This is a genomic window from Actinoplanes sp. CA-142083 (assembly GCF_050942195.1).
In the GTDB taxonomy this organism is placed as follows: Bacteria; Actinomycetota; Actinomycetes; order Mycobacteriales; family Micromonosporaceae; genus Actinoplanes.
In genome coordinates this window covers 1,838,139-1,858,841 of record NZ_CP192076.1, presented here as the reverse complement: position 1 = coordinate 1,858,841, position 20,703 = coordinate 1,838,139, and the positions used below count along the sequence as shown (strand labels likewise).

Annotated in this window: 21 protein-coding genes, 1 other RNA gene and 1 pseudogene; 10 read left to right on the top strand and 13 right to left on the bottom strand. The window is 70.1% G+C overall.

Annotated elements, in window-relative coordinates:
- Positions 1 to 11: 11 nt before the first annotated feature.
- Positions 12 to 941, bottom strand: a complete 930-nt coding sequence (locus ACQPZX_RS08970; protein ID WP_433377025.1) for a hypothetical protein — start codon at positions 939 to 941, stop codon at positions 12 to 14.
- On the opposite strand from ACQPZX_RS08970, the gene ACQPZX_RS08965 reads away from it, so the two are divergent.
- The gene (locus ACQPZX_RS08965; RefSeq protein ID WP_433377022.1) at positions 886 to 2,457 is read left to right on the top strand and encodes a hypothetical protein; all 1,572 of its coding nucleotides are present in this window, start codon (positions 886 to 888) and stop codon (positions 2,455 to 2,457) included. The genes ACQPZX_RS08970 and ACQPZX_RS08965 overlap by 56 nt on opposite strands.
- On the opposite strand, the gene ACQPZX_RS08960 is transcribed toward ACQPZX_RS08965, so the two are convergent.
- Together ACQPZX_RS08960 and ACQPZX_RS08955 are read right to left on the bottom strand one after the other, a co-directional pair.
- Positions 2,454 to 2,660 (bottom strand): hypothetical protein, encoded by a 207-nt coding sequence (locus ACQPZX_RS08960; RefSeq protein ID WP_433377019.1) that lies wholly within the window; start codon positions 2,658 to 2,660, stop codon positions 2,454 to 2,456. The two genes, ACQPZX_RS08965 and ACQPZX_RS08960, sit on opposite strands and share 4 nt — an antisense overlap.
- A 142-nt stretch (positions 2,661 to 2,802) precedes the next feature.
- Positions 2,803 to 3,825, bottom strand: coding sequence for an aspartate-semialdehyde dehydrogenase (locus tag ACQPZX_RS08955; RefSeq protein WP_433377016.1), 1,023 nt, complete (start codon positions 3,823 to 3,825; stop codon positions 2,803 to 2,805).
- 112 nt (positions 3,826 to 3,937) lie between these two features.
- Between ACQPZX_RS08955 and ACQPZX_RS08950 the strand changes: the two genes are divergently transcribed.
- Positions 3,938 to 4,735: a class I SAM-dependent methyltransferase gene (locus ACQPZX_RS08950; RefSeq protein WP_433377013.1), complete on the top strand. Its 798-nt coding sequence runs from the start codon at positions 3,938 to 3,940 to the stop codon at positions 4,733 to 4,735.
- Here the strand turns inward: ACQPZX_RS08950 and ACQPZX_RS08945 are convergent.
- From ACQPZX_RS08945 to ACQPZX_RS08935, 3 genes are read right to left on the bottom strand one after another with little or no spacing between them, the layout of a single operon-like run.
- Positions 4,703 to 5,338 carry a M15 family metallopeptidase gene (locus ACQPZX_RS08945; protein ID WP_433377010.1) on the bottom strand — a complete coding sequence of 212 codons (636 nt, stop codon included), beginning with the start codon at positions 5,336 to 5,338 and terminating at the stop codon, positions 4,703 to 4,705. The genes ACQPZX_RS08950 and ACQPZX_RS08945 overlap by 33 nt on opposite strands.
- A 36-nt stretch (positions 5,339 to 5,374) precedes the next feature.
- The gene (locus tag ACQPZX_RS08940) at positions 5,375 to 5,977 is read right to left on the bottom strand and encodes a GTP cyclohydrolase II (RefSeq protein WP_433377007.1); all 603 of its coding nucleotides are present in this window, start codon (positions 5,975 to 5,977) and stop codon (positions 5,375 to 5,377) included.
- Positions 5,978 to 6,015: 38 nt separating this feature from the next.
- The gene (locus tag ACQPZX_RS08935; protein ID WP_433377005.1) at positions 6,016 to 7,152 is read right to left on the bottom strand and encodes a hypothetical protein; all 1,137 of its coding nucleotides are present in this window, start codon (positions 7,150 to 7,152) and stop codon (positions 6,016 to 6,018) included.
- A gap of 534 nt (positions 7,153 to 7,686) precedes the next feature.
- Here ACQPZX_RS08935 and ACQPZX_RS08930 point away from each other — a divergent pair.
- Together ACQPZX_RS08930 and ACQPZX_RS08925 are read left to right on the top strand one after the other, a co-directional pair.
- Positions 7,687 to 8,745, top strand: coding sequence for a type I glyceraldehyde-3-phosphate dehydrogenase (locus ACQPZX_RS08930; protein WP_433377002.1), 1,059 nt, complete (start codon positions 7,687 to 7,689; stop codon positions 8,743 to 8,745).
- A gap of 10 nt (positions 8,746 to 8,755) precedes the next feature.
- Entirely contained in the window at positions 8,756 to 9,682 is a 927-nt protein-coding gene (locus ACQPZX_RS08925) for a threonine/serine dehydratase (RefSeq protein ID WP_433377000.1), read from the top strand.
- On the opposite strand, the gene ACQPZX_RS08920 is transcribed toward ACQPZX_RS08925, so the two are convergent.
- On the bottom strand, positions 9,675 to 10,439 hold the full coding sequence (locus ACQPZX_RS08920) for a sulfite exporter TauE/SafE family protein (RefSeq protein WP_433376997.1): 765 nt from the start codon (positions 10,437 to 10,439) through the stop codon (positions 9,675 to 9,677). The genes ACQPZX_RS08925 and ACQPZX_RS08920 overlap by 8 nt on opposite strands.
- A gap of 55 nt (positions 10,440 to 10,494) precedes the next feature.
- On the opposite strand from ACQPZX_RS08920, the gene rnpB reads away from it, so the two are divergent.
- Positions 10,495 to 10,899, top strand: an RNA gene (gene rnpB / locus ACQPZX_RS08915) — RNase P RNA component class A.
- A gap of 254 nt (positions 10,900 to 11,153) precedes the next feature.
- On the opposite strand, the gene ACQPZX_RS08910 is transcribed toward rnpB, so the two are convergent.
- Both ACQPZX_RS08910 and ACQPZX_RS08905 read right to left on the bottom strand, forming a co-directional pair.
- Positions 11,154 to 11,633: a VOC family protein gene (locus ACQPZX_RS08910; RefSeq protein WP_433376994.1), complete on the bottom strand. Its 480-nt coding sequence runs from the start codon at positions 11,631 to 11,633 to the stop codon at positions 11,154 to 11,156.
- 1 nt (position 11,634) lies between these two features.
- Entirely contained in the window at positions 11,635 to 12,159 is a 525-nt protein-coding gene (locus ACQPZX_RS08905; RefSeq protein WP_433376991.1) for an NUDIX domain-containing protein, read from the bottom strand.
- Between the two features lie 137 nt (positions 12,160 to 12,296).
- On the opposite strand from ACQPZX_RS08905, the gene ACQPZX_RS08900 reads away from it, so the two are divergent.
- The 5 genes from ACQPZX_RS08900 (at position 12,297) to ACQPZX_RS08880 (ending at position 18,324) form a co-directional block, all read left to right on the top strand.
- Positions 12,297 to 13,580, top strand: a complete 1,284-nt coding sequence (locus ACQPZX_RS08900) for a glycoside hydrolase family 18 protein (RefSeq protein WP_433376988.1) — start codon at positions 12,297 to 12,299, stop codon at positions 13,578 to 13,580.
- Between the two features lie 145 nt (positions 13,581 to 13,725).
- Positions 13,726 to 13,977: a DUF3311 domain-containing protein gene (locus tag ACQPZX_RS08895; RefSeq protein WP_433376986.1), complete on the top strand. Its 252-nt coding sequence runs from the start codon at positions 13,726 to 13,728 to the stop codon at positions 13,975 to 13,977.
- Between the two features lie 4 nt (positions 13,978 to 13,981).
- Positions 13,982 to 15,628, top strand: coding sequence for a monocarboxylate uptake permease MctP (gene mctP, locus ACQPZX_RS08890; protein ID WP_433376983.1), 1,647 nt, complete (start codon positions 13,982 to 13,984; stop codon positions 15,626 to 15,628).
- Between the two features lie 261 nt (positions 15,629 to 15,889).
- Positions 15,890 to 17,362, top strand: a complete 1,473-nt coding sequence (locus tag ACQPZX_RS08885) for a methionine--tRNA ligase (protein WP_433376981.1) — start codon at positions 15,890 to 15,892, stop codon at positions 17,360 to 17,362.
- A 74-nt stretch (positions 17,363 to 17,436) separates the two neighbouring features.
- On the top strand, positions 17,437 to 18,324 hold the full coding sequence (locus ACQPZX_RS08880; RefSeq protein WP_433376978.1) for a GNAT family N-acetyltransferase: 888 nt from the start codon (positions 17,437 to 17,439) through the stop codon (positions 18,322 to 18,324).
- Here the strand turns inward: ACQPZX_RS08880 and ACQPZX_RS08875 are convergent.
- The 4 genes and pseudogenes from ACQPZX_RS08875 to ACQPZX_RS08860 form a co-directional block, all read right to left on the bottom strand.
- Positions 18,321 to 18,950: a sensor histidine kinase gene (locus ACQPZX_RS08875; RefSeq protein ID WP_433385104.1), complete on the bottom strand. Its 630-nt coding sequence runs from the start codon at positions 18,948 to 18,950 to the stop codon at positions 18,321 to 18,323. The two genes, ACQPZX_RS08880 and ACQPZX_RS08875, sit on opposite strands and share 4 nt — an antisense overlap.
- Positions 18,951 to 19,107: 157 nt before the next feature.
- A pseudogene (locus tag ACQPZX_RS08870) lies at positions 19,108 to 19,377 on the bottom strand (GAF domain-containing protein); the annotation flags it as partial.
- A 51-nt stretch (positions 19,378 to 19,428) separates the two neighbouring features.
- Positions 19,429 to 19,989 carry a GNAT family N-acetyltransferase gene (locus ACQPZX_RS08865; protein WP_433376975.1) on the bottom strand — a complete coding sequence of 187 codons (561 nt, stop codon included), beginning with the start codon at positions 19,987 to 19,989 and terminating at the stop codon, positions 19,429 to 19,431.
- On the bottom strand, positions 19,986 to 20,684 hold the full coding sequence (locus ACQPZX_RS08860) for a hypothetical protein (RefSeq protein ID WP_433376972.1): 699 nt from the start codon (positions 20,682 to 20,684) through the stop codon (positions 19,986 to 19,988). Before ACQPZX_RS08860 ends, ACQPZX_RS08865 begins: the two co-directional genes overlap by 4 nt.
- Positions 20,685 to 20,703: the final 19 nt, after the last annotated feature.

The window sequence follows — 20,703 nt, the reverse complement described above, 5'->3', positions numbered from 1 at the left end:
TCGGATGAGCCCTATCGCGCGCGCTTGGCCGCGACCTTCCTCGCCGTTCCGGCACGCCCGGCGCCCGCGCCGGGAGCGTTCCCCGCCGCAGCCTTCCGAGCCGCCGCGGCCGTAGCCGCCTTGGCCACCTTGGCCGCGTTGGTGGCGGACGTCTTGGCCGTCGGGCTCGCCTTGCCCACGTTGGTCGCCTTGGCCACGTTCGTGGTCTTGGCGGCCCGCCCCCGAGCCGTCCCGGCCACGTTGGTGGCCGACCGCTTGGCCGCCTTGACCGGCGCCGCCCGGTTGGCCGCCTTGGCCGCCATCGACCCGGCCACACTCCCCCGAGCCGCCGCCTTGGTAGCAGTCGCCCGGCCCGCGGTCGCCTTGGTCGCGGTCGCCTTGGTCGCAGTCGCCTTGGTCGCAGTCGCCTTGGTCGCAGTCGCCTTGGTCGCGGTCGCCTTGGCGCCGGTCATCCTGCTCGCGGTGGCCTTACCGGCCGTAGCCCGCCCGCCGGTGACCTTCGCCGCGGCCTTCTTCGCCGTGCCGGCCGCCTTGGCCGCCGTCTTCTTCGCCGTGCCGACCGCCTTGGCGGCCGTCTTCTTCGCCATCGTCGCCTTGGCGGCCGCGCTCCTGGCCGCCGTCTTCGCCGGCGCCGCCGCCGTCCGAGCCCCCGCGACCTTGGCGGCGGTCCGAGCCATGCCCTTGCCCGTAGCCGACCGCGCCGCCTGCTTGTTGGCCATCGCCGTATCCGACTTCCCGGCCGCGGCCCGCGCCGCACTCCGGTTGGCCGCCGCCGTCTTGGCCGCCGCCGCCTTCGTAGCCGCCAACTTGGTAGCCGCCGTCTTCGCCGGCGCCCTCTTGGTGGCCGTCGTCTTGGTGGCCGTCGTCTTGGTAGCCATCGTCTTCGTGGCCGCCGACTTCGCGGGCGCCCTCTTGGTGGCCGTCGTCTTGGTAGCCGTCATCTTCGTGGCCGCCTTCTTCGTGGGCGTTGATGCCTTCGCTGCCGATCGCGCCATCGCCGCCGTCGTGGCAGCTGCCGTGCTCGCCTTGGCTGCCCGCGTGGCAGCTGTGGTCTTGGCTGCTGTCGCCTTGGTGGCGGTCTTCTTGGCAGTCATAGCCTTCGCCGCGGTTGCCTTCCTCGTGGCCGGTGCCTTCTTGGCCGCCGTCTTGTTGGCCGGCGCGGTCGTGGTTGCCGCCTTCGCCGATCGGGCGGTGCTCTTCGCCGCCGCGGCCGTCCGGGCCACCGCGGCCTTCGTCGCTGTCGTCGCCTTGGCCGCCGCCTTCTTAGCGGTGGTCGCCCGGGCGCCGGTCGTCTTCGCGGCGCCCGCTGCCCTGGCCGCCGCGGCCCTGGCCCGCGTGGCAACCTTGGCCGCTGCCTTGGTGGCCGCCGCGGAGGCGCGCTTCATCTCGGGGTCCGGCGTGATCGTCGGCATGCCGGTGAGCGAGCCGAGCACGGCCGGCATGTCGCCGCGGCTGCGTCGCCCCATGGCGCCGCCCGCCGGACGGACACCCGACTCGGTCGGCTCCTGGAGATCCGGCGCCGGCGTCAACGGCATCGACTCGTCCATGTCCGCCGCGGGGGTGGGCTCCGGCGGAATGGTCGCCGACATCATCCCGGGCATCGGGCTGAGCGCCGCCGCCGTCCGCCGCGGCGTCACCGGGCGCCGGTTGCTGCCGGCCATCCCGCCGCGCGCCGCCGCCTTGACGGCCTTCGTCGTAGCCGCCTTGCCGGAACCCGCACGCCCCGCCGCAACGCCCCGCGCAGCAGCGCCCCGGCCGGCAGCGGTGGCCGCCGGCTTCGACGTGCCCGGCTTACCGGGGGCAGGCTTGGCCGGCTTGATCGGCCGGACAGGCTTCGGCGCCGGCTTGGCCACGGCCTTCCGCGCGATGGTCTTCTGCCCGGCCGCGGTCCGCTGCCCGGCGACCGCCTTCTGCCCCGCCGCGGTCCGCTGCCCGGCGGCCGTCGCCTTCCCGGCGGCTGTCGCCTTCCCGGCGGCCGCCTTGCCGACGGCCTTCTTCGCCGCGGTCGCCTTTACCGACGGCTTGGCCGCGGGCGACTTGGCCACCGACGACTTGGCCGCGGGCGACTTGGCCGCGGAGATCTTGGCCGCCGCCTTCTTCGCCGCGGTCGGCTTGGTGGGCGCTGTCTTCACCGCGGGCTTCCGGGCCACAGTCTTGGAAGCCGTCTTGTTGGGCGAGCTCGGCTTCGGCACCGCGGGCCGCGTGGTGGTCGTCGTGCGAGCGGAAGCCGTCCCGGCCTTGCGCCCGGCCGACTTCGACGCGGCCGGCTTCGGGGCGGCTTGCCTGGGGACGGTGGCCTTTCTCGTGGCGGCCTTCCCGGCGCCTGCGGATGCTCTGGTCGGAGCCTTTTTGGCAGCGGCCATCAGGGTGTTCCTCCTTGCGAATGACTGCGGGCTCGTCTCCGCCTGGAGACTGCGAATTCCGGCTTGGACACAGGGGGTCGCGCGCCGGTGCTAGCTGACCTCCCCGGTCCAGCGGGCATCCTCGGCGTCCCACTCCGCATTGCGCTTCTCGACTGTTTCGAGTGCCCGCGTCGCTTCGTCGGCCGTGGCGTAGGGACCGAGCCGGTACTGGGCGGGACACAGGTCGTCGCCGGTCTCGACACGGCTGTCACGAAGGCACCAGAAGTAGCCGCCTCCGCCGGGCCCACTGTCGTTCATGCAATCACTCTGCACCTCAAACCGACCATCCGCCACCGATTCGGGCAAAAAGTCCCAATTTTCCACAGTGGAGGCGAAGTGATCTCAACAAAAACCGCCCCGTCCGTGATCGGCCGGGGCGGTTCGCAACTACCCAAAGAACTTAGAGCTCGGCCGCCACCAGCTCCGCCACCTGGACGGCGTTCAGCGCGGCACCCTTGCGCAGATTGTCGTTCGAGACGAAGAGCGCGAGACCGTTCTCCACCGTCTCGTCGGCGCGGATCCGACCGACGAAGGACGGGTCGCGGCCGGCCGCCTCGAGCGGGGTCGGCACGTCGGAGAGCTCGACGCCGGGGGCGGCCGCGAGCAGCTCGCGGGCGCGGGCCGGCGAGATGCCGCGGGCGAAGCGGGCGTTGAGCTGCAGCGAGTGGCCGGTGAAGACCGGGACGCGGACGCAGGTGCCGGAGACCAGCAGCGACGGGATGCCGAGGATCTTGCGGCTCTCGTTGCGCAGCTTCTGCTCCTCGTCGGTCTCGTCGCGACCGTCGTCGACGATCGAGCCGGCCAGCGGCAGCACGTTGAAGGCGATGTTCTTGGCGAACGAGCGCGGCGCCGGGAACTCCACGGCGGACCCGTCGTGGGTGAGCTCGGTGGCCCGGTCGACCACTTTTTTCACCTGCTCGTCGAGCTCGCTCACGCCGGCCAGGCCGGCGCCGGAGACGGCCTGGTACGTGGTGGCGACCAGCGCGACCAGCCCGGCCTCGTCGTGCAGCGGGCGCAGAACTGGCATCGCGGCCATGGTCGTGCAGTTCGGGTTGGCGATGATGCCCTTCGGCCGGTTGCGGGCGGCCGCCGGGTTGACCTCGCTGACGACCAGCGGGACGTCGGGGTCCATCCGCCAGGCCGACGAGTTGTCGATGACCACCGCTCCGGCGGCGGCGACCCGGGGCGCCAGCTCCTTGGAGCTGCCCTTGCCCGCCGAGAACAGCGCGATGTCGAGCCCGCCGAAGTCCGCCGTCGCGGCGTCCTCCACGGTGACCTCGCCGTCCCTCCACGGGAGCGTCCGGCCGGCGCTGCGCGCGGAGGCGAACAACCGAAGCTGGTCAACGGGAAACTCGCGCTCGGCCAGGATGCGCCGCATGACGCCGCCCACCTGTCCCGTCGCGCCCACAATGCCGATCCTCATGCCGACAAAAGTACGGCCTGACGTGCCCGGGAAGAAATCACTTAACTCACCGCGTACCAAATAATGGGATTTTGTTCTCAGATAGAGGGACGCCGGGGCTAGCTTCGAAGGCATGGCGACCTACACGCACGGACATCACGAGTCGGTCTTGCGCTCGCATCGCTGGCGCACCGCAGAGAATTCGGCGGCATACCTGTTGCCCCGGCTGACTTCCGGAGTTTCGGTCCTCGACGTCGGCTGCGGCCCCGGCACCATCACGGCCGACCTGGCGACGCTCGTCACACCGGCCCGCGTGACGGCGCTGGAGGTCACCGAGGAGGCGCTCGACCTGGCCCGCGCCGAGATCGCCCGGCGCGGCCTGGCCAACGTCGACTTCCGGGTCGGCGATGTGCACGCGCTCGACTTTCCCGACGACACGTTCGATGTCGTGCACGCCCACCAGGTGCTGCAGCATGTGACCGACCCGGTGGCCGCGCTGCGCGAGATGCGCCGGGTCACCAAGCCGGGCGGCGTGGTGGCGGTGCGCGACAGCGACTACGCGGCGTTCACCTGGTTCCCGGCGTTCCCCGAGCTGACCGAGTGGCTCGAGCTGTACGAGCGGATCGCCCGCGGCAACGGCGGCGAGCCGGACGCCGGCCGCCGGCTGTTCGCGTGGGGTCGCGAGGCCGGCTTCACCGAGCTCATCGCGAGCTCCAGCACGTGGTGCTTCGCGACGCCGGAGGACCGGGCCTGGTGGGGCGGCATGTGGGCGGATCGGGTGCTGAAGTCGGAATTCGCGGCCACGGCGGTGCGCACCGGCGTCGCCACCCAGGAGGATCTCCAGCGCATCTCGGACGGGTGGCGCGCCTGGGCGGCGCACCCCGACGGCTGGCTGTCGCTACTGCACGGAGAACTGCTGGCCACCGCCTGAGCCCTGGACCGAGTTCGGCTTGAATCCCCAGTGCCAGCTCTCGCGGGAGGCGGTGTTGAAGTATCCGTACTTCGCGCCGTTCTCCCGCACCCAGGCCAGGGCCTTCGCGTTGAGGTCGAGGTCGGCGGCCATGCCCCAGCCGTGCTCGCTGGTGCCGGGCTTGGCCGCCAGCCCACCCTGGGAGTAGAGCCCCTTGCGCCGGGCGAGGTCGACCTGCTCGGTGTACGGCCGGTAGGAGTCGGTGATCCCGATGTGCACGCCGTCCTTCTCGGCGTCCGACATCATCCGGGTCAGCGCTTCGGCGGCCGGTCCCCAGAGCTTGTGCCGGGTGGTGCCGACCTGCTCGAGCGCGCTCGCCGGGATCTTCCCGTTGCCGTACGCCTCGAGGTCGGTCGGGATCCCCTTGCCGTTCAGCGAGTAGGTGCGCCCGGAGGTGGACGTCTGCGAGACGGCGTCCGACAGGTAGCTGGCGAAGTCGTCCCCGGCCGCGCCGGTGGACGACGTCGTGCTCGACTGCGTGGTGCGGCCGGCCTGCTGCGTCTGCAGCGCGATGATCCGGCTCTGGATGTCGGCGATCCGGTTGTTCAGTCCCTCGATTCCCACACAGTTCCGTTCGGCGTGGGGCTCGAAATCTGAGCGTCAGCCCGCGATCGGCAGCGTCAGTGTGTGCCGGGTCTCCGACGCCTTGGCCTGCAGATACCGGACGTTGGCCGCGGTCGCGTACACCCTGGTGGGAAGCACTCGCCGAACGTCGACGCCGCACGACCGCATTTGGTCCGATTTATCGGGATTATTCGTTAAGAGGTCGGCGGTGGTGACACCCAGATCCGCGAGCATCTGCGCGGCGGCCGTGTAGTCCCGCTCGTCATCCGCGTGCCCGAGCGCCCGATTCGCGGCGTACGTGTCCAGCCCTTGATCTTGAAGCGCATAGGCGTCGAGCTTGGCGTAGAGGCCGATCCCCCGCCCTTCCTGCCGCAGATACAGCAGGTAACCACCGGCGTCGTTGATCCGCTCGACGGCTTCGCGCAGCTGAGGCCCGCAGTCGCACCGCTCGGAGCCGAAGACGTCCCCGGTCAGGCATTCCGAATGCGGCCGCACCAGCGGAACCCGCCCGGGTTTGCCGAGCCGCAGTGCCAGGTGCTCCTTGCCGTCGGCGAGCCCGGTGAAGGTGAACACCTGGGCCGTGGTGGCGTAGCCGTCGGGAAAGCGCAGCGGGACGGTGACGGAAGTGCGAACTGGCATGCCGCAATGAATCGGACGGCCGCACCGGAGGATGAGGGTTAGATCGAGACCGGCTCGCGCCGCTCGGCGCCCTCGAGCCGCTCCACCAGCTCCAGCTCGACCTCGGATGTCGTGTTCTTGCCGTGCGGGAGCATGTTGGTGATCAGCACGACCAGCGCGCCGATCCCGGCGTAGAGGCCGAGCACGATCAGGTGCTCGTGGATCGGGGCGGCCGGGAAGTACAGGTCGTCGCGGACCGCCTGCACCCCGGCGCCGGTCGGCAGGTTCTCGCCGAGGTGGCGGCCGAACGCCGGCAGGAACTCGGGCAGGATGCTGGCGCCCGAGATCACCGTGCCGAGCGTGAAGTACATGGCGCCGATCAGCGCGCCGGCCGGGCCGAACAGCGCCACCGCGCCGGCCGTGGACGCCGTGATCGCGAGCGAGATCAGCGAGAAGATGCCGAGCATCTCGCCCCGGTCCGCGGTCTCGCCGACCCCGAACCAGGTCATCGACCAGAGAATCACGGCGGCGGAGCCCACGGCGTACACGATCAGGATCGACACGTGCGCGATGCCGCGCCGCCAAGAGCGCCGGGCACGTGGGATGAGCCGGCCGAGGCCCATCGAGGCGATCGTGCCGCCGAGCGCGAGCGCCTGGGTGAGGAAGCCGAGCGAGACCCCGTTGACGTCGTCGCTGGGCAGCGGCACCACGTCGGTGACGGTCGGCGGCGTGTTGAGGTCCTGCGCGTCGCTCACGCTCATCGTGTCGCCCTTGCCGGCGAGCGCGCTCAGGGTCTCGGCGGTCTGCTGCTGCACGACGGTGGTGTAGGTGCTGCGCAGCAGCGAGGCAGCCGCGACCCCGGCGGCGCTCGCGACGTACAGGTGCGGCTTGCTGTCGGTGATGTCGACGCCGCCGTACACGTCGCGGCGCTTGATCGCGGTGATCAGGTCGTCCGAGGTGGCGTAGTCGGTGACCCGGAAGTACTCGTTCTGCGAGAGCAGGCTGATCACGGCTTCCCGCTTGGCCGCCGGGGAGACCAGGCCGACCGGCAGGTGGTGCGGCTGCGCCTTGTGGCCCATCGCGAGGTAGTAGGCGGTCAGGCCGAGCTGCACGAGCACGCCGATCACGCAGACCGCCAGCGCGAATCGCCGGAAGCGCATGAGGGAATCGACCTGCTGCTCCTCCTGAGAGATCACACTGAGAGCATTACGGACGAACCCGCATCATGCGGCCGTTTCGCCGATCAGGGCGAGAAGGGCTCGCCCTGGAGGCACCCGGCCGCCGCCGTCTCTGCACCGGCCTGCTCCCCGCGGCCGCGGGGGCCATCGCCTTGCTCAACCGGCCACGGTGATTCTCCGCACGCGGCTGATCGGTTCCGGAATACCGATCGGCCGCGCCCGGGTTGGAATTCTCGCCGAAAAATGGCACGCCTGGCCGGAAAGCGCATCGCTGATCCGGAAGACGCGGGCCATCCCCCAAGACCCCATTCACCTTTCCGAGTGATGTCGCATCAAGCGCCACCAATGCCCGAAAGTCCCCGTTCACGATCGCGTGACTCACGTGACCAGGTCTTATGTGGATCTCCGTCCTCCTGTGACGTGTCCTGCGTTGACGTGCAACTTGCACGACTCATAGTGTCGAGGGCGTGACGGCGGGTGGTATCCGGGGTAACCGGCCCGTGCCCGGCGGCACGCGACAAGCACGGTTCACAAGCGGCCTAGGAGCATTCGATGACTGTCACGATCGGCATCAACGGATTGGGCCGGATCGGCCGCAGTATCACGAGGATTGTGGCGGCGGCGGGTGATTCCGGAATTTCCATTGCGGCCGTGAACGACCTTGCGTCGACCGAGAAAATGGCCTATGGGCTGCGCCGGGACAGCATTCGCGGCGCATTTCCCGGCACCGTCACGACCCGCGCCGAACACCTCGTCGTCAATGACCACGCCATTCGCGTCTTCCATCACCCGCGTCCCGAGCGCATCCCCTGGGCCGACGCCGGCGTCGACGTCGTCATCGAGGCCACCGGCCGGTTCCGGGCCGGCACCAGCGCCCGCCGGCACATCACCCACGGCGGCGCCCGCAAGGTCGTGATCAGCGCCTCGGCCGACGACCCCGACGCGTTCCTGGTCTACGGCGCCAACCACCACACCTACGACCCGGCCGTGCACGACGTGGTCTCCCCCGGCTCGTGCGGGGTCAACGCGCTCACCGTGATGGCGAAGGTCCTGCTCGACCGGTTCGGCCTGCGCTCGGTGAACACGTCGGTGGTACTGGCCATTCAGGGCTGGCAGAAGGCCCAGGACTCGGTGGTGGGCACCTCCCGCGAGGACCCGCGCCTCGGCCGGGCCGGCAGCGAGAGCATCATCCCGCACAACTACGTGGTCGGTGACCTGGTGCGGGTGGCGCTCCCCGAGATCGGCGAGATGCGCTACAGCTACTACTGCGTGCCCACGCCGATCGGGTCGCTGGCCGAGCTCTCCGGGATGATGGCCGGGCCGGTGAGCGTCGAGGACGTCAACCGGGCGATGGCCGAGGCCGCGGCCGGGCCGTTGCGCGGGATCCTCGCGTACGATCCGGACCCCACCGTGTCGATCGACGTGAAGAACAACCCGGCGTCGTGCCTCTTCGACCCCTCCGGCACGCAGACGACGGCGGACGGCGGGGTGAAGGTGCGGGGCTGGTTCGACAACGAGTGGGGCTTCTCCAACCGCCTGCTCGACGTCGCCCGCCTCGTGGGTGAATCGTCGCCCGTCGCCTCGCGGCGGGTGAGCTGGAGCATCGCCTAAAATTCCCTTGATGATTGACACCGGGGACGTACGGGCGGCGGCAAGGCGGATCGGCGATCGGGTGCGGCGCACTCCCGTGCTGCAGGCCGGGCCCACACTGTGGTTCAAGCTGGAGCACACGCAGCACGCGGGCAGCTTCAAGACCCGCGGCATGTTCAACCAGATCGTCGCGGCCGCCACCCGGGGAGTGCTTCCGTCGGCCGGCATCATCGCCGCCTCCGGGGGAAACGCCGGCCTGGCGGCCGCCTACGCCGCGCGCGAGCTGGGCGTTCCCGCCGAGGTGTACGTGCCGTCCACCGCCCCCACGGTCAAGGTCGACAAACTCCGCAAGCTGGGCGCGTCGGTCGTGCAGACCGGCAACGAGTACGCGGAGGCGTACGCGGCCGCCGTCGAGTGGGCCCAGGCGTCCGGCGCGTATTTCTGCCACGCCTACGACGACGAGGACATGGTCGCCGGCAACGGGACGCTCGGCCTGGAGCTTCTCGACCAGCTGCCTTCGGGGTTCGACACCGTGCTGGTCGCGGTCGGCGGCGGCGGGTTGATCGCCGGGATGATCGCCGCCCTCCACGGTCAGGCCTCGGTGATCTCGGTGGAGCCGGCAACGTCGGCGGCCCTGCACGCGGCGCTTTCCGGCGACGGCCCGGTCGACGTGCCCGTCTCCGGGGTGGCGGCCGACTCCCTGGGCGCGCGCAGGGCCGGGGACATCGCATACTCGCTGGCCCGCGACGCCGGGATCGCATCGCTGCTGGTCGACGACAAGGCGATCGTCGACGCCCGCCGCCGCCTGTGGGACGACTACCGCCAGGTGGTCGAGCACGGGACCGCGGCGGCGTATGCCGCCCTCACTTCCGGCACCTACCTGCCGGCGCCAGGCGAGCGGGTGGTGGTGCTGCTCTGCGGGGCCAACACGGATCCCTCGGACCTCACTCTCACTTGATTGCCCGATACAGCAAGATCAACCCGATCACCGTGCCGAACGTGACGATCAGGTAGCGCAGGACCCGTGCCGGCAGGCGGCGGGCCAGCTTCGCCCCCGCGTACCCGCCCACGACCGTCGCCGGCGCGAGCACCAGCACCGCGCCCCAGTGCACGTCCGCGAAGATCGCGAAGACCGCCACGGTGACCAGCCCCACGGCCGCCGACAGCACGTTCTTGAGCGCGTTGATCCGCTTGAGCGGCTCGTCGAGGATCAGCGCCAACGCCGCCACGTACATGACGCCGAGCGCCGCCCCGAAGTACCCGCCGTAGACCGCCCCCACGAAGACGACCACCTGCAGCGTGACCGCCGCCCGCCGGGCCGACATGTGCCGTGGATGCCCCACCAGCCCGCGCAGGCGCTCCTGGAAGGCGAGGGTTGCCGCCGCCCCCAGCACCAGGAACGGCACCACGACCTCGAAGACCCGCCCCGGCGTGAGCAGCAGCAGCGCACACCCCGCCGCCGACCCCACCACGCTGGTCGGGATGATCACCCGTACCCGCCGCCCCTGCCCCTCCAGGTCGGCCTTGCTTCCCACGACGCTCGACACGTACCCCGGGAAGACGGACACCGAGTTCGTCACGTTCGCGTCGACCGACGGCAGCCCCGTTGCGATCAAGCTCGGGAAGGTGATCAGAGACCCGCCCCCGGCGATCGCGTTCACCGTCCCCGCCGCCACACCGGCGACGAGCAGCAGAAGTATGTGCGAGAGATCCATGGTGGGAGTGAATCTACGGCCTCGAAGGCGCACCCGTAGAATTCCCGCTGACGGACGAGTCGGCCGGGCGGTCGCGTCGGCACCCCTCCCAAGGGGGTGTCACCGAGGAACGTCCGGACTCCGAAGAGCAGGGTGGTTGTTAACGGCAACCCGGGGCGACCCGCGGGACAGTGCCACAGAAAACAAACCGCCGCCCCCGCGAGGGGTCGGTAAGGGTGAAACGGTGAGGTAAGAGCTCACCAGCACCCCGGGTGACCGGGGTGGCTAGGTAAACCCCACCCGGAGCAAGGCCAAGCAAGGCTCGGGTTCGCAAGAGCCCGGGCCGGCGCAGGCGTTCGAGGGCTGCTCGCCCGAGCCTGCGGGTAGGCCGCAAGAGCCTGCCGGCAACGGCAGGCCGAGATGGATGACCGCCCCCGGCAGTTGCCGGGAACAGAATCCGGCGTACAGGCCGACTCGTCCGTCACCGTCAGCGATCAGCTGGTTCGAAGCCCGTAAGCCGCAGCCCCGATGAGCTCGAGCAACCAGCACCGGACCCCGTGGCCGGTCTCCCGGACGAACTCGCTCATCAACTCATCGACATTCACGCCGGCCACCGCCCGCAGCTGCGCGAAACCCTCCTCGCCGCCTGCCGATCACGCCGACGCATCAGCCGCAACGCCCGCTCGAACTCCGCACCCACCACCGCAAGCCAACGACCGGTCCGGGGCGGTGCGCTCAACCGCCGCTCGCGGCTTCGCCGTCGGCGCGGACGGTCCAATGTGTGACGAGATCTCCGCCGGTGGCTCGGTTGGTGCGGAGGTGGTCGAGCCAGGACGCGCCCAGCTGGGTCAGCTCGACGAGGTTGCCGTCCGGGTCGTGGACCGCCGTGATTCGGGATGAAGTGCCGAACTCGACCGGCGGGTAGCAGAGCTCGACGCCGCGCTCGGCCAGCCATACGACGAACCCGTCGAGGTCGAAGACCATGAAGGCGAGCTTGACCGCGCCGGCCTCGGTCGGCTCGCCGGGATAGTCGGCGGCGGGATGGATCGCGAAGTGCACGTCACCCAGCTCGCAGGCCCAGTGCGGCTCCGAGTCGCCGTGGTCTTCCTCGTGCAGCGGCAGGCCGAGGACGTCACGGTAGAAGGCGACCAGGCGGGCCGGGTCGCGGGACACGAGGATGATGCCGGAGAGGAATCGCAGGTCTTCGGGGCGCATCTCATGACTCCAGGCGATAGAGCGTCAGCGCCGCGAGCGACGGCGCGTCCACGATCTGGCCGGTCCGGATCATCTCGGCGATCTCGGCGTCGGTGAACGCTCGGTGGATCATGTCCTGTTCGGTCGGCTCCCGGTCGGGCTCGCCCTCGTCGAGGCCGGTCGCCAGGAAGACGTCGAAACCCTGGGTGGAGTACCCGTACGCCTCGAAGAGGTGCCCGAGGTGCTTCATCGACCGAGCGCGGAGGCCGGTCTCCTCGGCCAGTTCCTGCCGGGCCAGCGCTGTCTGATCCCCGGAAGCGGCCCGGCCCCAGCCGCCCTGCGGGAACTCCCACGCCCGCCGACCGATCGGATAGCGGTACTGCTCGACCAGCCAGAAGCCGTCCCGCCAGCGGGGCAGCACCAGCGCGAAGTCCGGCTTCTCCACCACGCCGTAGATGCCGGGGCTGCCGTCGGGGCGGCGGATCTCGTCCTCCCGGACCAGCATCCACGGATTGCGGTAGACGACCCGGCTGCTCACACGCTCCATGGGGACCATCCTCGCCGCGTACGGGAAATACGGGAAACGCGGAAAGTCGGCCCGACTGACCGTTGATTCGGCGCTTGTGGACGTTTAGCTTCCTCGATTAGGAAACTTTCTTCAACGTTTACGCCCCTGGAGGGCTCATGCGCGGTCTGACCCGCCGTCTCGTCGCCGTGGCCGCTGTGGCCGCGTCGGTCGTGGCGGCTTCGCCTGTCGCGGCACAGGCGCATGGCAGGAGCAAGTCCTACGTCAAGGTCGGCTACTTCACGCAGTGGGGTATCTACGGCCGCGACTTCCAGCTCAGCAAGGTGCAGAACTCGGGTGCGGCGGCTCGGCTGACGCACATCAACTACGCGTTCGGGCCGGTCACGGCGGATGGCGTGTGCGCATCGGCCGACCCCTGGGCGGACTGGCAGACCCCGTTCTCGGCGGAGCTCAGCGTCGACGGGGTGGCCGACGTCGCGGGGCAGCCGATCTCGGGCAACCTCAACCAGCTGGCGGAGCTCAAGGCCAAGAACCCCCGGCTCCGGGTGCTGATCTCGCTCGGCGGCTGGACCGGCTCGGCCTTCTTCTCGGACGCCGCCCTGACCGACGCGTCGCGCAAGAAGCTCGTCAGCTCCTGCGTGGACCTTTGGATCAAGGGCAATCTGCCGGGCCTTTCCGCCGGGGTCGCGGCCGGCATCTTCGACGGGATCGACCTCGACTGGGAGTGGCCGGGCTCGGAGGGGAACGCCGGCAACGTCATCCGCCCCGAGGACAAGCACAACTTCACCCTGCTGACCGCGGAGTTCCGGGCTCAGCTCGACAAGCTCGGCAAGTCGACCCGTAAGCACTACGACCTGACGGCGTTCCTGCCGGCGGCGCCCGCGAAGATCACGGCCGGGTTCGAGGGCAAGATCTTCAAGTACCTCGACTTCGGAACCGTGCAGGGGTACGACTACCACGGGTCCTGGGAGCTGCGGTCGAACCAGCAGTCCTCGATCTACGTGCCGAAGGGCGCGCCCGACAACCCGGACTTCTCCGCCGACGGCGCGATCAACGCGTGGGTCCAGGCGGGAGCGCCGAAGCAGCAGCTCGTCCTCGGCCTGCCCTACTACAGCCAGGGCTGGACCGGGATCACGTCCGGCGGCAACGGACGGTTCGCGACCGCGACCGGCGCGGCCCCGGGGGTCTTCGCCAACGGGACAGAAGACTACAAGACCGTCAAGAACCTGCCGGGCTTCAAGGTCTACCGCGACTGGCGGGCCGGCAACTCCTGGCTCTTCGACGGCACCACGTTCTGGACGTACGACGACCCGGCGCAAATCCTGCAGAAGACGCTCTACATCCGGGCCAAGGGCCTGGGCGGGGCGATGATGTGGTCGCTCGACGGTGACGACGCCAACGCGTCGCTGACGAAGGCCGTCAATCTCGGGCTGATCTCGTAAGGATGTTTTACGCGGGCGTGGCGGTGCCGTTGAGCGCACCGCCTCGCCCGTTCGGCGCACAGTGATCGACTCGCTTCGTCCTGCATCGTTAGCGTTTTCGTGGGCCCACATCCCCGGCCCACCAGAATGCTAGGAGGTGCGGCTGATGGCCGAGCCTGAATCTCCCGAAACACCGCCGGCGGAAACCCCCGCGGAAACCCCGGTGGCGAGCAAGACCGATCGAAGCCCGTGGAACTGGCTTCTGCTTATCCCCATCGTGGTGCCGCTGCTGACGTTCCTGTACAACCACGACGAGCCGCGGATCGGCGGATTCCCCGCCTTCTACTGGATCCAGTTCCTGTTCATCCTGCTCGGCGTGGCGACCACCAGCCTTGTCTACCGAATGACGAGGCGGTGACCCGATGAGCGACCACATCACCGAAATCATCATCTTCAGCGCGCTGTTCCTGCTGGTCAGCGGCATGGGATTCGTGGCAGCGCGGTGGCGGGCGCCGAAGGACATGGCGCACCTCGACGAATGGGGCCTGGGCGGCCGCAGCTTCGGCGGCTGGATCACCTGGTTCCTGGTCGGCGGCGACCTGTACACCGCGTACACCTTCGTCGCCGTGCCGGCACTGATGTTCGGGGCCGGCGCCGCCGGATTCTTCGCGGTTCCGTACACCGTGATCATCTACCCGATGTTCTTCCTGATCCTGATCAGGCTCTGGTCGGTGTCGCATCGGCACGGATTCGTCACGCCCGCCGATTTCATCCGCACCCGTTTCGACTCGCCCACGCTGGCGCTGCTCGTCGCGATCACCGGCATTGTCGCCACGATGCCGTACATCGCGCTGCAATTGGTGGGCATCGAAGCCGTCCTCAAAACGATGGGCGTCACCGGCGACAGCCTGCTGGCCCGGCACGCACCGATCATCATCGCGTTCGCGATCCTGGCGGCGTACACCTATCAGTCCGGCCTGCGGGCGCCCGCGCTGATCGCCTTCGTCAAGGACACGTTGATCTACATCGTGATCATCGTGGCGGTCCTTTACCTGCCGTACAAGCTGGGCGGCTGGGGCGACATCTTCGATGCCGCCGACAAGAAATTCCAGGCGAGCCCCAATCCGGGCGACGGCATCCTGCTCAATGCCAACAACCAGATTCAGTACGTGACACTGGCGCTCGGCTCCGCGCTGGCGCTGTTCCTGTACCCGCACAGCATCACCGGCGTCCTGGCCAGCAGGAATCGCAATGTCATCAAGCGGAACATGTCGGCGCTCCCGGCGTACAGCTTCCTGCTCGGCCTGATCGCGCTGCTCGGCTTCATGGCCATCTCGGCCGGCGTGAAACCGCTGCCCGGAGCCAAGGAGGGCACGGTCGACAGCAACACCGTCGTGCCGCTGCTGTTCGACCAGAAATTCCCGTCCTGGTTCGCCGGCATCGCATTCGCCGCGATCGGCATCGGCGCGCTCGTTCCCGCCGCCATCATGTCGATCGCCGCGGCCAACCTTTTCACCCGCAACATCTACAAGGAATATCTGAAGCGCGACGCGACCCACGCCCAGGAGGCGCAGGTCTCGAAGATCGCCTCGCTGGTCGTGAAGATCGGCGCGGTCGCCTTCATCGTCTTCCTCGACCCACAGTTCTCCATCGACCTGCAACTGATCGGTGGCGTCATCATCCTGCAGACCGCTCCGGCGGTGGCGCTCGGCCTCTACACCCGCTGGCTGCACCGCGGCGCGCTGATCGCGGGCTGGGTGGCCGGCATGGGTCTGGCGCTGTGGATGCTCTGGCAGATCCCGAACGCCGCCACCAAGCGGGCCCACTTCGGTGGTTCCGCTTTCCCGCTCGAGAAGTTCTGGTTCTTCGACTCCCCGAAGACGATTTACGTCGGCTTCGTGGCGGTCGCGGTCAACCTGCTGGTGGCGGTTCTGGTGACGTTCCTGCTGCGGGCCATGAAGACCCCCGAAGGCGCGGACGGCACGACGCCGGACGACTACTTCGCCGACGAGGGCGACCCGCGCGTCGACAAGAGCGCGACCACTGTGGAAGCCGTTTCGTCCACGTAAGGCCTGGCCCGCTCCCGGGTCGGAGAACGCCGCTACCCCGCCGTGGGTGGCGGCGTTCTCGCATGACACGGAAAAGTCGGCGGCGGCACGCCGCCCAGGTCTGGCATCATTTTGTCCATGGCTCAGCACGCCGGTCGCATGATGCGCCCCGCCACGGGGCCCGTCGGCGTGCGCTAATTCGCCACTACCAGCCCCCCGCGTCCCCGGGGCCGGCTGGAGTCGATCTGCCCCAGGTGACCGGGGAGCGGATCGGAGACCATCATGAGTTTCTACGTCACCACGGCCATCCCGTACGTCAACGCCGCACCCCACTTAGGACACGCGCTCGAGCTGGTGCAGGCCGACGTCCTCGCCCGTCATCGACGCCTGCGCGGCCAACCGGTGCGCTTCTTGACCGGCACCGACGAGAACGCGCTGAAGAACGTCGCCGCCGCCAACGCCGCGGGCGCACCGGTCGCCACCTTCGTGGCGGAGAACGCGGACCGGTTCGCCGGCCTGGCCGGGGCGCTGGAACTGTCGTACGACGACTTCATCCGCACCAGCAGCGACGCGCGGCACGCACCCGGAGTTGAGCGGCTGTGGCGGCAGACCGCCGCCCGGGGCGACTTCTATCGACGCGGCTACGACGGCTTCTACTGCCAGGGCTGCGAGCAGTTCTCCGAAACCGCCGCCCCGTGCCCGGAGCACGGCGTCGCCCCGGAGAAGGTGACCGAGTCCAACTGGTTCTTCCGGCTCTCGCGTTACGCCGCGGACGTGCTGAGCGTGCTGGAGTCGGGACGAGTGCGCATCGAGCCGGCGGCCAAACGCAACGAGGTGCTGTCCTTCGTACGGGCCGGGCTGACGGACATCAGCGTCTCGCGGCCGGCATCGCGCGCCGCCGGGTGGGGCATCCCGGTCCCGGACGACCCGGACCAGGTCGTCTACGTCTGGTGGGACGCCCTCGCCAACTACGTCACCGCGCTGGGCTACGGCACCGATGACAGCGCCTATCAGACGTGGTGGCGCGAAGCGGCGGAGCGGGTGCACGTCATCGGCAAGGGCATCGTGCGCTTCCACGCCGTCTACTGGCTGGCTTTGCTGCTGTCCACCGGTCAGCCGTTGCCCACGGCCATCTTCGTGCATGAGTACCTCACCGTGGACGGCGCCAAGATCTCCAAGAGCGCCGGCAACGCGGTCAACCCGTACGACCTCGTCGAGCGCTACGGCGCCGACGCGCTGCGGTGGTGGTTGCTCCGCGACGTCGCCGGCCTGGGCGACACCGACTTCACCGAGCAGCGGCTGCTGGCCCGCTATCACCAGGACCTTGCCAACGGTCTGGGCAACCTCGTCCATCGCACCGTGTCTCTGGTGCACAGGTACCGCCACGGCGCAGTCCCTGAACAGACCCGTACGAGCGGCATCGGCCGCGAGCTCCCTCCGACCATCGATCGAGCGCTGCAAGTGTTCGACTTCCGGGCCGCTACCGACGCGATCTCGCGCGTGGTCGCCACGGCCAACCGCCTCGTCGAGGCGGAGCGGCCCTGGGAGCTGGCAAAGCGCGAGCAGGCGGGCGACGACGCGGCCGGCGAACGGCTGGACGCCGTGCTCGCGACCCTGGTCGAGGCCTGCCACTGCCTCGCCCGCGAACTGACGCCGTTCGTTCCCGCAGGCGCCGCCCGGATTGCAGCCCAACTGGGCGGACGGTCGGCAATCGCCGGGCCGCAGCCGGTCTTCCCGCGTCTCACGGTGGTCTAGGCTGGCGGGGTACCGCACGGTAGCGGGTCGTCCACCGGCATGCGCGCAATGCGCCCCGCTTGGAAGGTCCGCTCATGATCCGTACGTTCGTGCGCAGTGACCGCGAACAGGTCACCTCCCTGGTCAACGCGCACATCGCCGCCGTCGTCCCCGGCGCCTCGGTCTCGGTCCAGGCCCTGATGAGCCAGCTCGAGCGAGAGCCCGGCGAGTTCATCGTCGACCGCTGGGTCCGCGACCGCGTCACGCTTGTGGCCGAGCAGCGCGGCCGCGTCGTGGCCGCCGCCCACCTGCTGCGGTACCGCGACGACGCCGGCACCGCCGAGAACTACCGCAACGCCGGTGAGATCCGGTGGCTGGTCTGCTGGCCGAACGCTCCTTACTGGCCGGACGCCGAGGAGGCCGGCGAGACCCTCGCGGTCGCCTGCCACGCCCAGTTGCAGCGATGGGACGTGACCCGCCGCTACGCCACCGGGACGCTGCCCGCCCCGGCCGTTTACGGCGTGCCGGAGAACTGGCCGCACATCCGGGCGATCTACGAGCACATCGGCTTCCGGAACGAAGGACGCACCGAGATCGTCTTCGTGGCCCGGGTCGACAAGATCGCTCGCCCCGAGGCGCAGCTGACGACTCGCCGTACGGTCGGCATCAACGGCACCCGGATCACCGCGGTCCGTGGCGCCGAGGACGTCGGCTACATCGAGGTGGACACCAACCTCGACGCCGGCCCGCGGGTCTCCCGCCTCGGCGCCTGGGCCGACATCGGCAACCTGTGGGTCGAACCGGCCCACCGCCGCCACGGCGTCGGCCGCTGGCTCGTCGGCCAGGCGGCCGACTGGCTGGAGCTCGGCGGCGCGACCCGGCTTCTCGACTACTCCGATGCCGAGGAGACCGACTACCAGGCCTTCCTCACCAAGGTCGGCTTCACCGTCCTGACCCGAACCGTCCGGGAGTTCACCGCCTAGGCAGCCGGAAGCCGCACCTGGACGGTCGTGCCGGGGCCCTGCCCAGGCAGCAGGCGAATGCTCCCGTCATGGCGTTCGACGATCGCCCGGCTGACCGCCGGCGCCGGCCCCGCGCCCGGGATGCGCCTCTCCCAGGTACGGCTGGAGTGGTAGAACCGGCCGAAGAGCTGCTCCCGCTCGCCGGCCGGGATCCCGATGCCGGGGTCGGTGACCGCCAGCTCGGCCACGCCGCCCGTGGCCGCGGCGGTCACGGTGATCCGGCCGCCGTCGGGGCTGTAGGCGATCGCGTTGCCGAGGAGCGTGTCGATGACCTGCCGCAGCCGGTGCGGATCGCCGTGGACGGGGCACGCGCCCGGCAGCCGGGCCTCGATCGTCAGACCGGCCGCCGCCGCGGTCGCGTGCAGCGCGCCGGTCGCCGAACGGGCCGGCGCGGCCAGGTCGCAGGGCTCGCGGTCGATCGCGGCGTGGCCGGATTCCAGGGCGGCCAGGTCGAGCAGCTCGTTGATGATGTGCAGCACCTGGTGGCTGTGCCGCTGCACCACCCCCACCATCTGCGCCGCGTCCGGGCTCAGGTCGATCTCCCCCGGGTCGAGCAGCAGCTCGGTGCAGGCGCTGATCGCGGTCATCGGGGTGCGCAGCTCGTGGCCGACCAGGGCCACGTACTCGTCGGTGCTGCGGGTCAGCGCCCGCCATGGCGGCGGCGTGCCGCTGGGCGACGAAGGCGGCGCAGGCGCGCGCCCCGTCCGCCACGCCCGCCAGTTCCTCGGGCGTCCATTGCCGCGTCCGGTAGTCCATGACGGCACACACGCCGACCACGTTGCCGCCGGGGTCCCGGATGGGGTACCCGGCGTGGGAGCGGATCCCGGCGCCGCGCGCCGGGGCGTTGGCCGGTATCCGCGGGTCCGTGGCGATGTCCGCCGCGACCAACGGCTCCCGGCTGCGAATCACCGCGCCGGCCGGCGTGCTGTCGGTCGGCGCTCCGGCTGCGCGGGCGGCGACGGCAGCCAGCGCGTCCGCGGCCTCCAGCTCGTACCCGCCGGCGCTCAACTCCATCTCGCGAACCAACGAGACCGGCACATCCGCGGATTACCCCATATATGCGGATCAGTCGGGATTGGCGGTCCACCACTCGTGATCGAGAATCCCCATGCGCACCTGGTCGTGCCACTTGCCCGCACGGAAAACGGCCTCCCGGTCACGGCCCTCTTCCACAAAACCGGCTTTCGCGTACGTGTGGATCGCGCGCCCGTTGAAGCCCGCCACCGCCAACTGGATCCGGTGCAGGCCAAGCTCCGCGAAGCCGTAGCGCACCACCAGCCGGGTGGCCTCGGCGCCGTAGCCCCGGCCCTGGTGCGGCGGCCCGATGATGATGGCGAACGTCGCCGTACGGTTGTGGGCATCCGCCCCGAAGAGCGCGACGTGACCCAGAACCGTGCCCTCCGAGCGGTTCACCACCGTGAGGCCGGCGTCGGTGCCGTTGTTGCGGCTCCACGTGCGGAACTGCTCGGCGATCGGCTCCACCGGGCGGGGATGGAACGGGCCGGCGGTCTGCGTCACCATCACGTCGGGGTCCTGCCACCAGGCCACCAGGTCGGTCAGATCTTCCTCGCGCAGCTCGCGGAGCCGGATCCGCTCGCCGGTGAAAGCGTTGAGGGGTGCGGTCATGCGTCGACGATAACGACGCCCGCCCCGGCGCGGGCCTGCACGTCGACGCCGGGCGCGCCGTCGCTCCAGCCGTTGGCGGTGAACGACTGGCCTCCGGCCACGCCCTGATGGGTCTGACCGAAGACGGTCACCGTCCCGGCCCCGGAGGACGCGGTCACGCGGACCGGGGTGCTTGACGGCAGGCGTACGCGAAATTGGTCGACGCCGCCGGTCATCGCCACCGCAACCACCCGCGACGGGCGCGCCAGCGCCACGTCGATCAAGCTCGCGCCGCCCGCCAGCGCGATCTGGTCGACGGCCGCGCCGGACATGTCGATGTGCATCTCCCGAGCGCCGCCCGTCATCCGCAACGACCACGTCACCGACGAGTTCAGCAGGATGTCGACCACGCCGCTGCCACCGCCGTCGCCGGTCGGCTCGAGCCGCAGCCGCACGTCGCCGCCGTCCCGGTCGACGCGGGGCTGGATGCCGGCGTCGGAGGGAACGCTGATCTGGTAGAGGTCGTCGCCGATCGAGGCGGCCCGCACCCGGACCGACGTCGCGCCGTCCAGAAGATCAAAAGCAGCATTTCGTACGCCGTCGCGGGGCCCGGTGGCGTCCCGACGCGCGGGCCGCGAGCCGATGAGGATGGCCACCAGGCCGAGCACCAGCACGGCGACCAGGGCGGCACCGATCAGAATGGCCGGACGCTTCATGCCGATCGATTTTCCCCGA

Excerpts from the sequence above, each read along its gene's own strand:
- ACQPZX_RS08925 (WP_433377000.1), top strand. The coding sequence starts at position 8,756 with ATGATTGACACCGGGGACGTACGGGCGGCGGCAAGGCGGATCGGCGAT.
- mctP (WP_433376983.1), top strand. The coding sequence starts at position 13,982 with ATGAGCGACCACATCACCGAAATCATCATCTTCAGCGCGCTGTTCCTG.
- ACQPZX_RS08880 (WP_433376978.1), top strand. The coding sequence starts at position 17,437 with ATGATCCGTACGTTCGTGCGCAGTGACCGCGAACAGGTCACCTCCCTG.
- ACQPZX_RS08955 (WP_433377016.1), bottom strand. The coding sequence starts at position 3,825 with ATGAGGATCGGCATTGTGGGCGCGACGGGACAGGTGGGCGGCGTCATG.
- ACQPZX_RS08885 (WP_433376981.1), top strand. The coding sequence starts at position 15,890 with ATGAGTTTCTACGTCACCACGGCCATCCCGTACGTCAACGCCGCACCC.
- ACQPZX_RS08905 (WP_433376991.1), bottom strand. The coding sequence starts at position 12,159 with ATGGAGCGTGTGAGCAGCCGGGTCGTCTACCGCAATCCGTGGATGCTG.
- ACQPZX_RS08940 (WP_433377007.1), bottom strand. The coding sequence starts at position 5,977 with ATGCCAGTTCGCACTTCCGTCACCGTCCCGCTGCGCTTTCCCGACGGC.
- ACQPZX_RS08930 (WP_433377002.1), top strand. The coding sequence starts at position 7,687 with ATGACTGTCACGATCGGCATCAACGGATTGGGCCGGATCGGCCGCAGT.
- ACQPZX_RS08950 (WP_433377013.1), top strand. The coding sequence starts at position 3,938 with ATGGCGACCTACACGCACGGACATCACGAGTCGGTCTTGCGCTCGCAT.
- ACQPZX_RS08875 (WP_433385104.1), bottom strand. The coding sequence starts at position 18,950 with ATGACCGCGATCAGCGCCTGCACCGAGCTGCTGCTCGACCCGGGGGAG.
- ACQPZX_RS08970 (WP_433377025.1), bottom strand. The coding sequence starts at position 941 with ATGACGGCTACCAAGACGACGGCCACCAAGAGGGCGCCCGCGAAGTCG.
- ACQPZX_RS08865 (WP_433376975.1), bottom strand. The coding sequence starts at position 19,989 with ATGACCGCACCCCTCAACGCTTTCACCGGCGAGCGGATCCGGCTCCGC.
- ACQPZX_RS08895 (WP_433376986.1), top strand. The coding sequence starts at position 13,726 with ATGGCCGAGCCTGAATCTCCCGAAACACCGCCGGCGGAAACCCCCGCG.
- ACQPZX_RS08920 (WP_433376997.1), bottom strand. The coding sequence starts at position 10,439 with ATGGATCTCTCGCACATACTTCTGCTGCTCGTCGCCGGTGTGGCGGCG.
- ACQPZX_RS08910 (WP_433376994.1), bottom strand. The coding sequence starts at position 11,633 with ATGCGCCCCGAAGACCTGCGATTCCTCTCCGGCATCATCCTCGTGTCC.
- ACQPZX_RS08900 (WP_433376988.1), top strand. The coding sequence starts at position 12,297 with ATGCGCGGTCTGACCCGCCGTCTCGTCGCCGTGGCCGCTGTGGCCGCG.
- ACQPZX_RS08960 (WP_433377019.1), bottom strand. The coding sequence starts at position 2,660 with ATGAACGACAGTGGGCCCGGCGGAGGCGGCTACTTCTGGTGCCTTCGT.
- ACQPZX_RS08860 (WP_433376972.1), bottom strand. The coding sequence starts at position 20,684 with ATGAAGCGTCCGGCCATTCTGATCGGTGCCGCCCTGGTCGCCGTGCTG.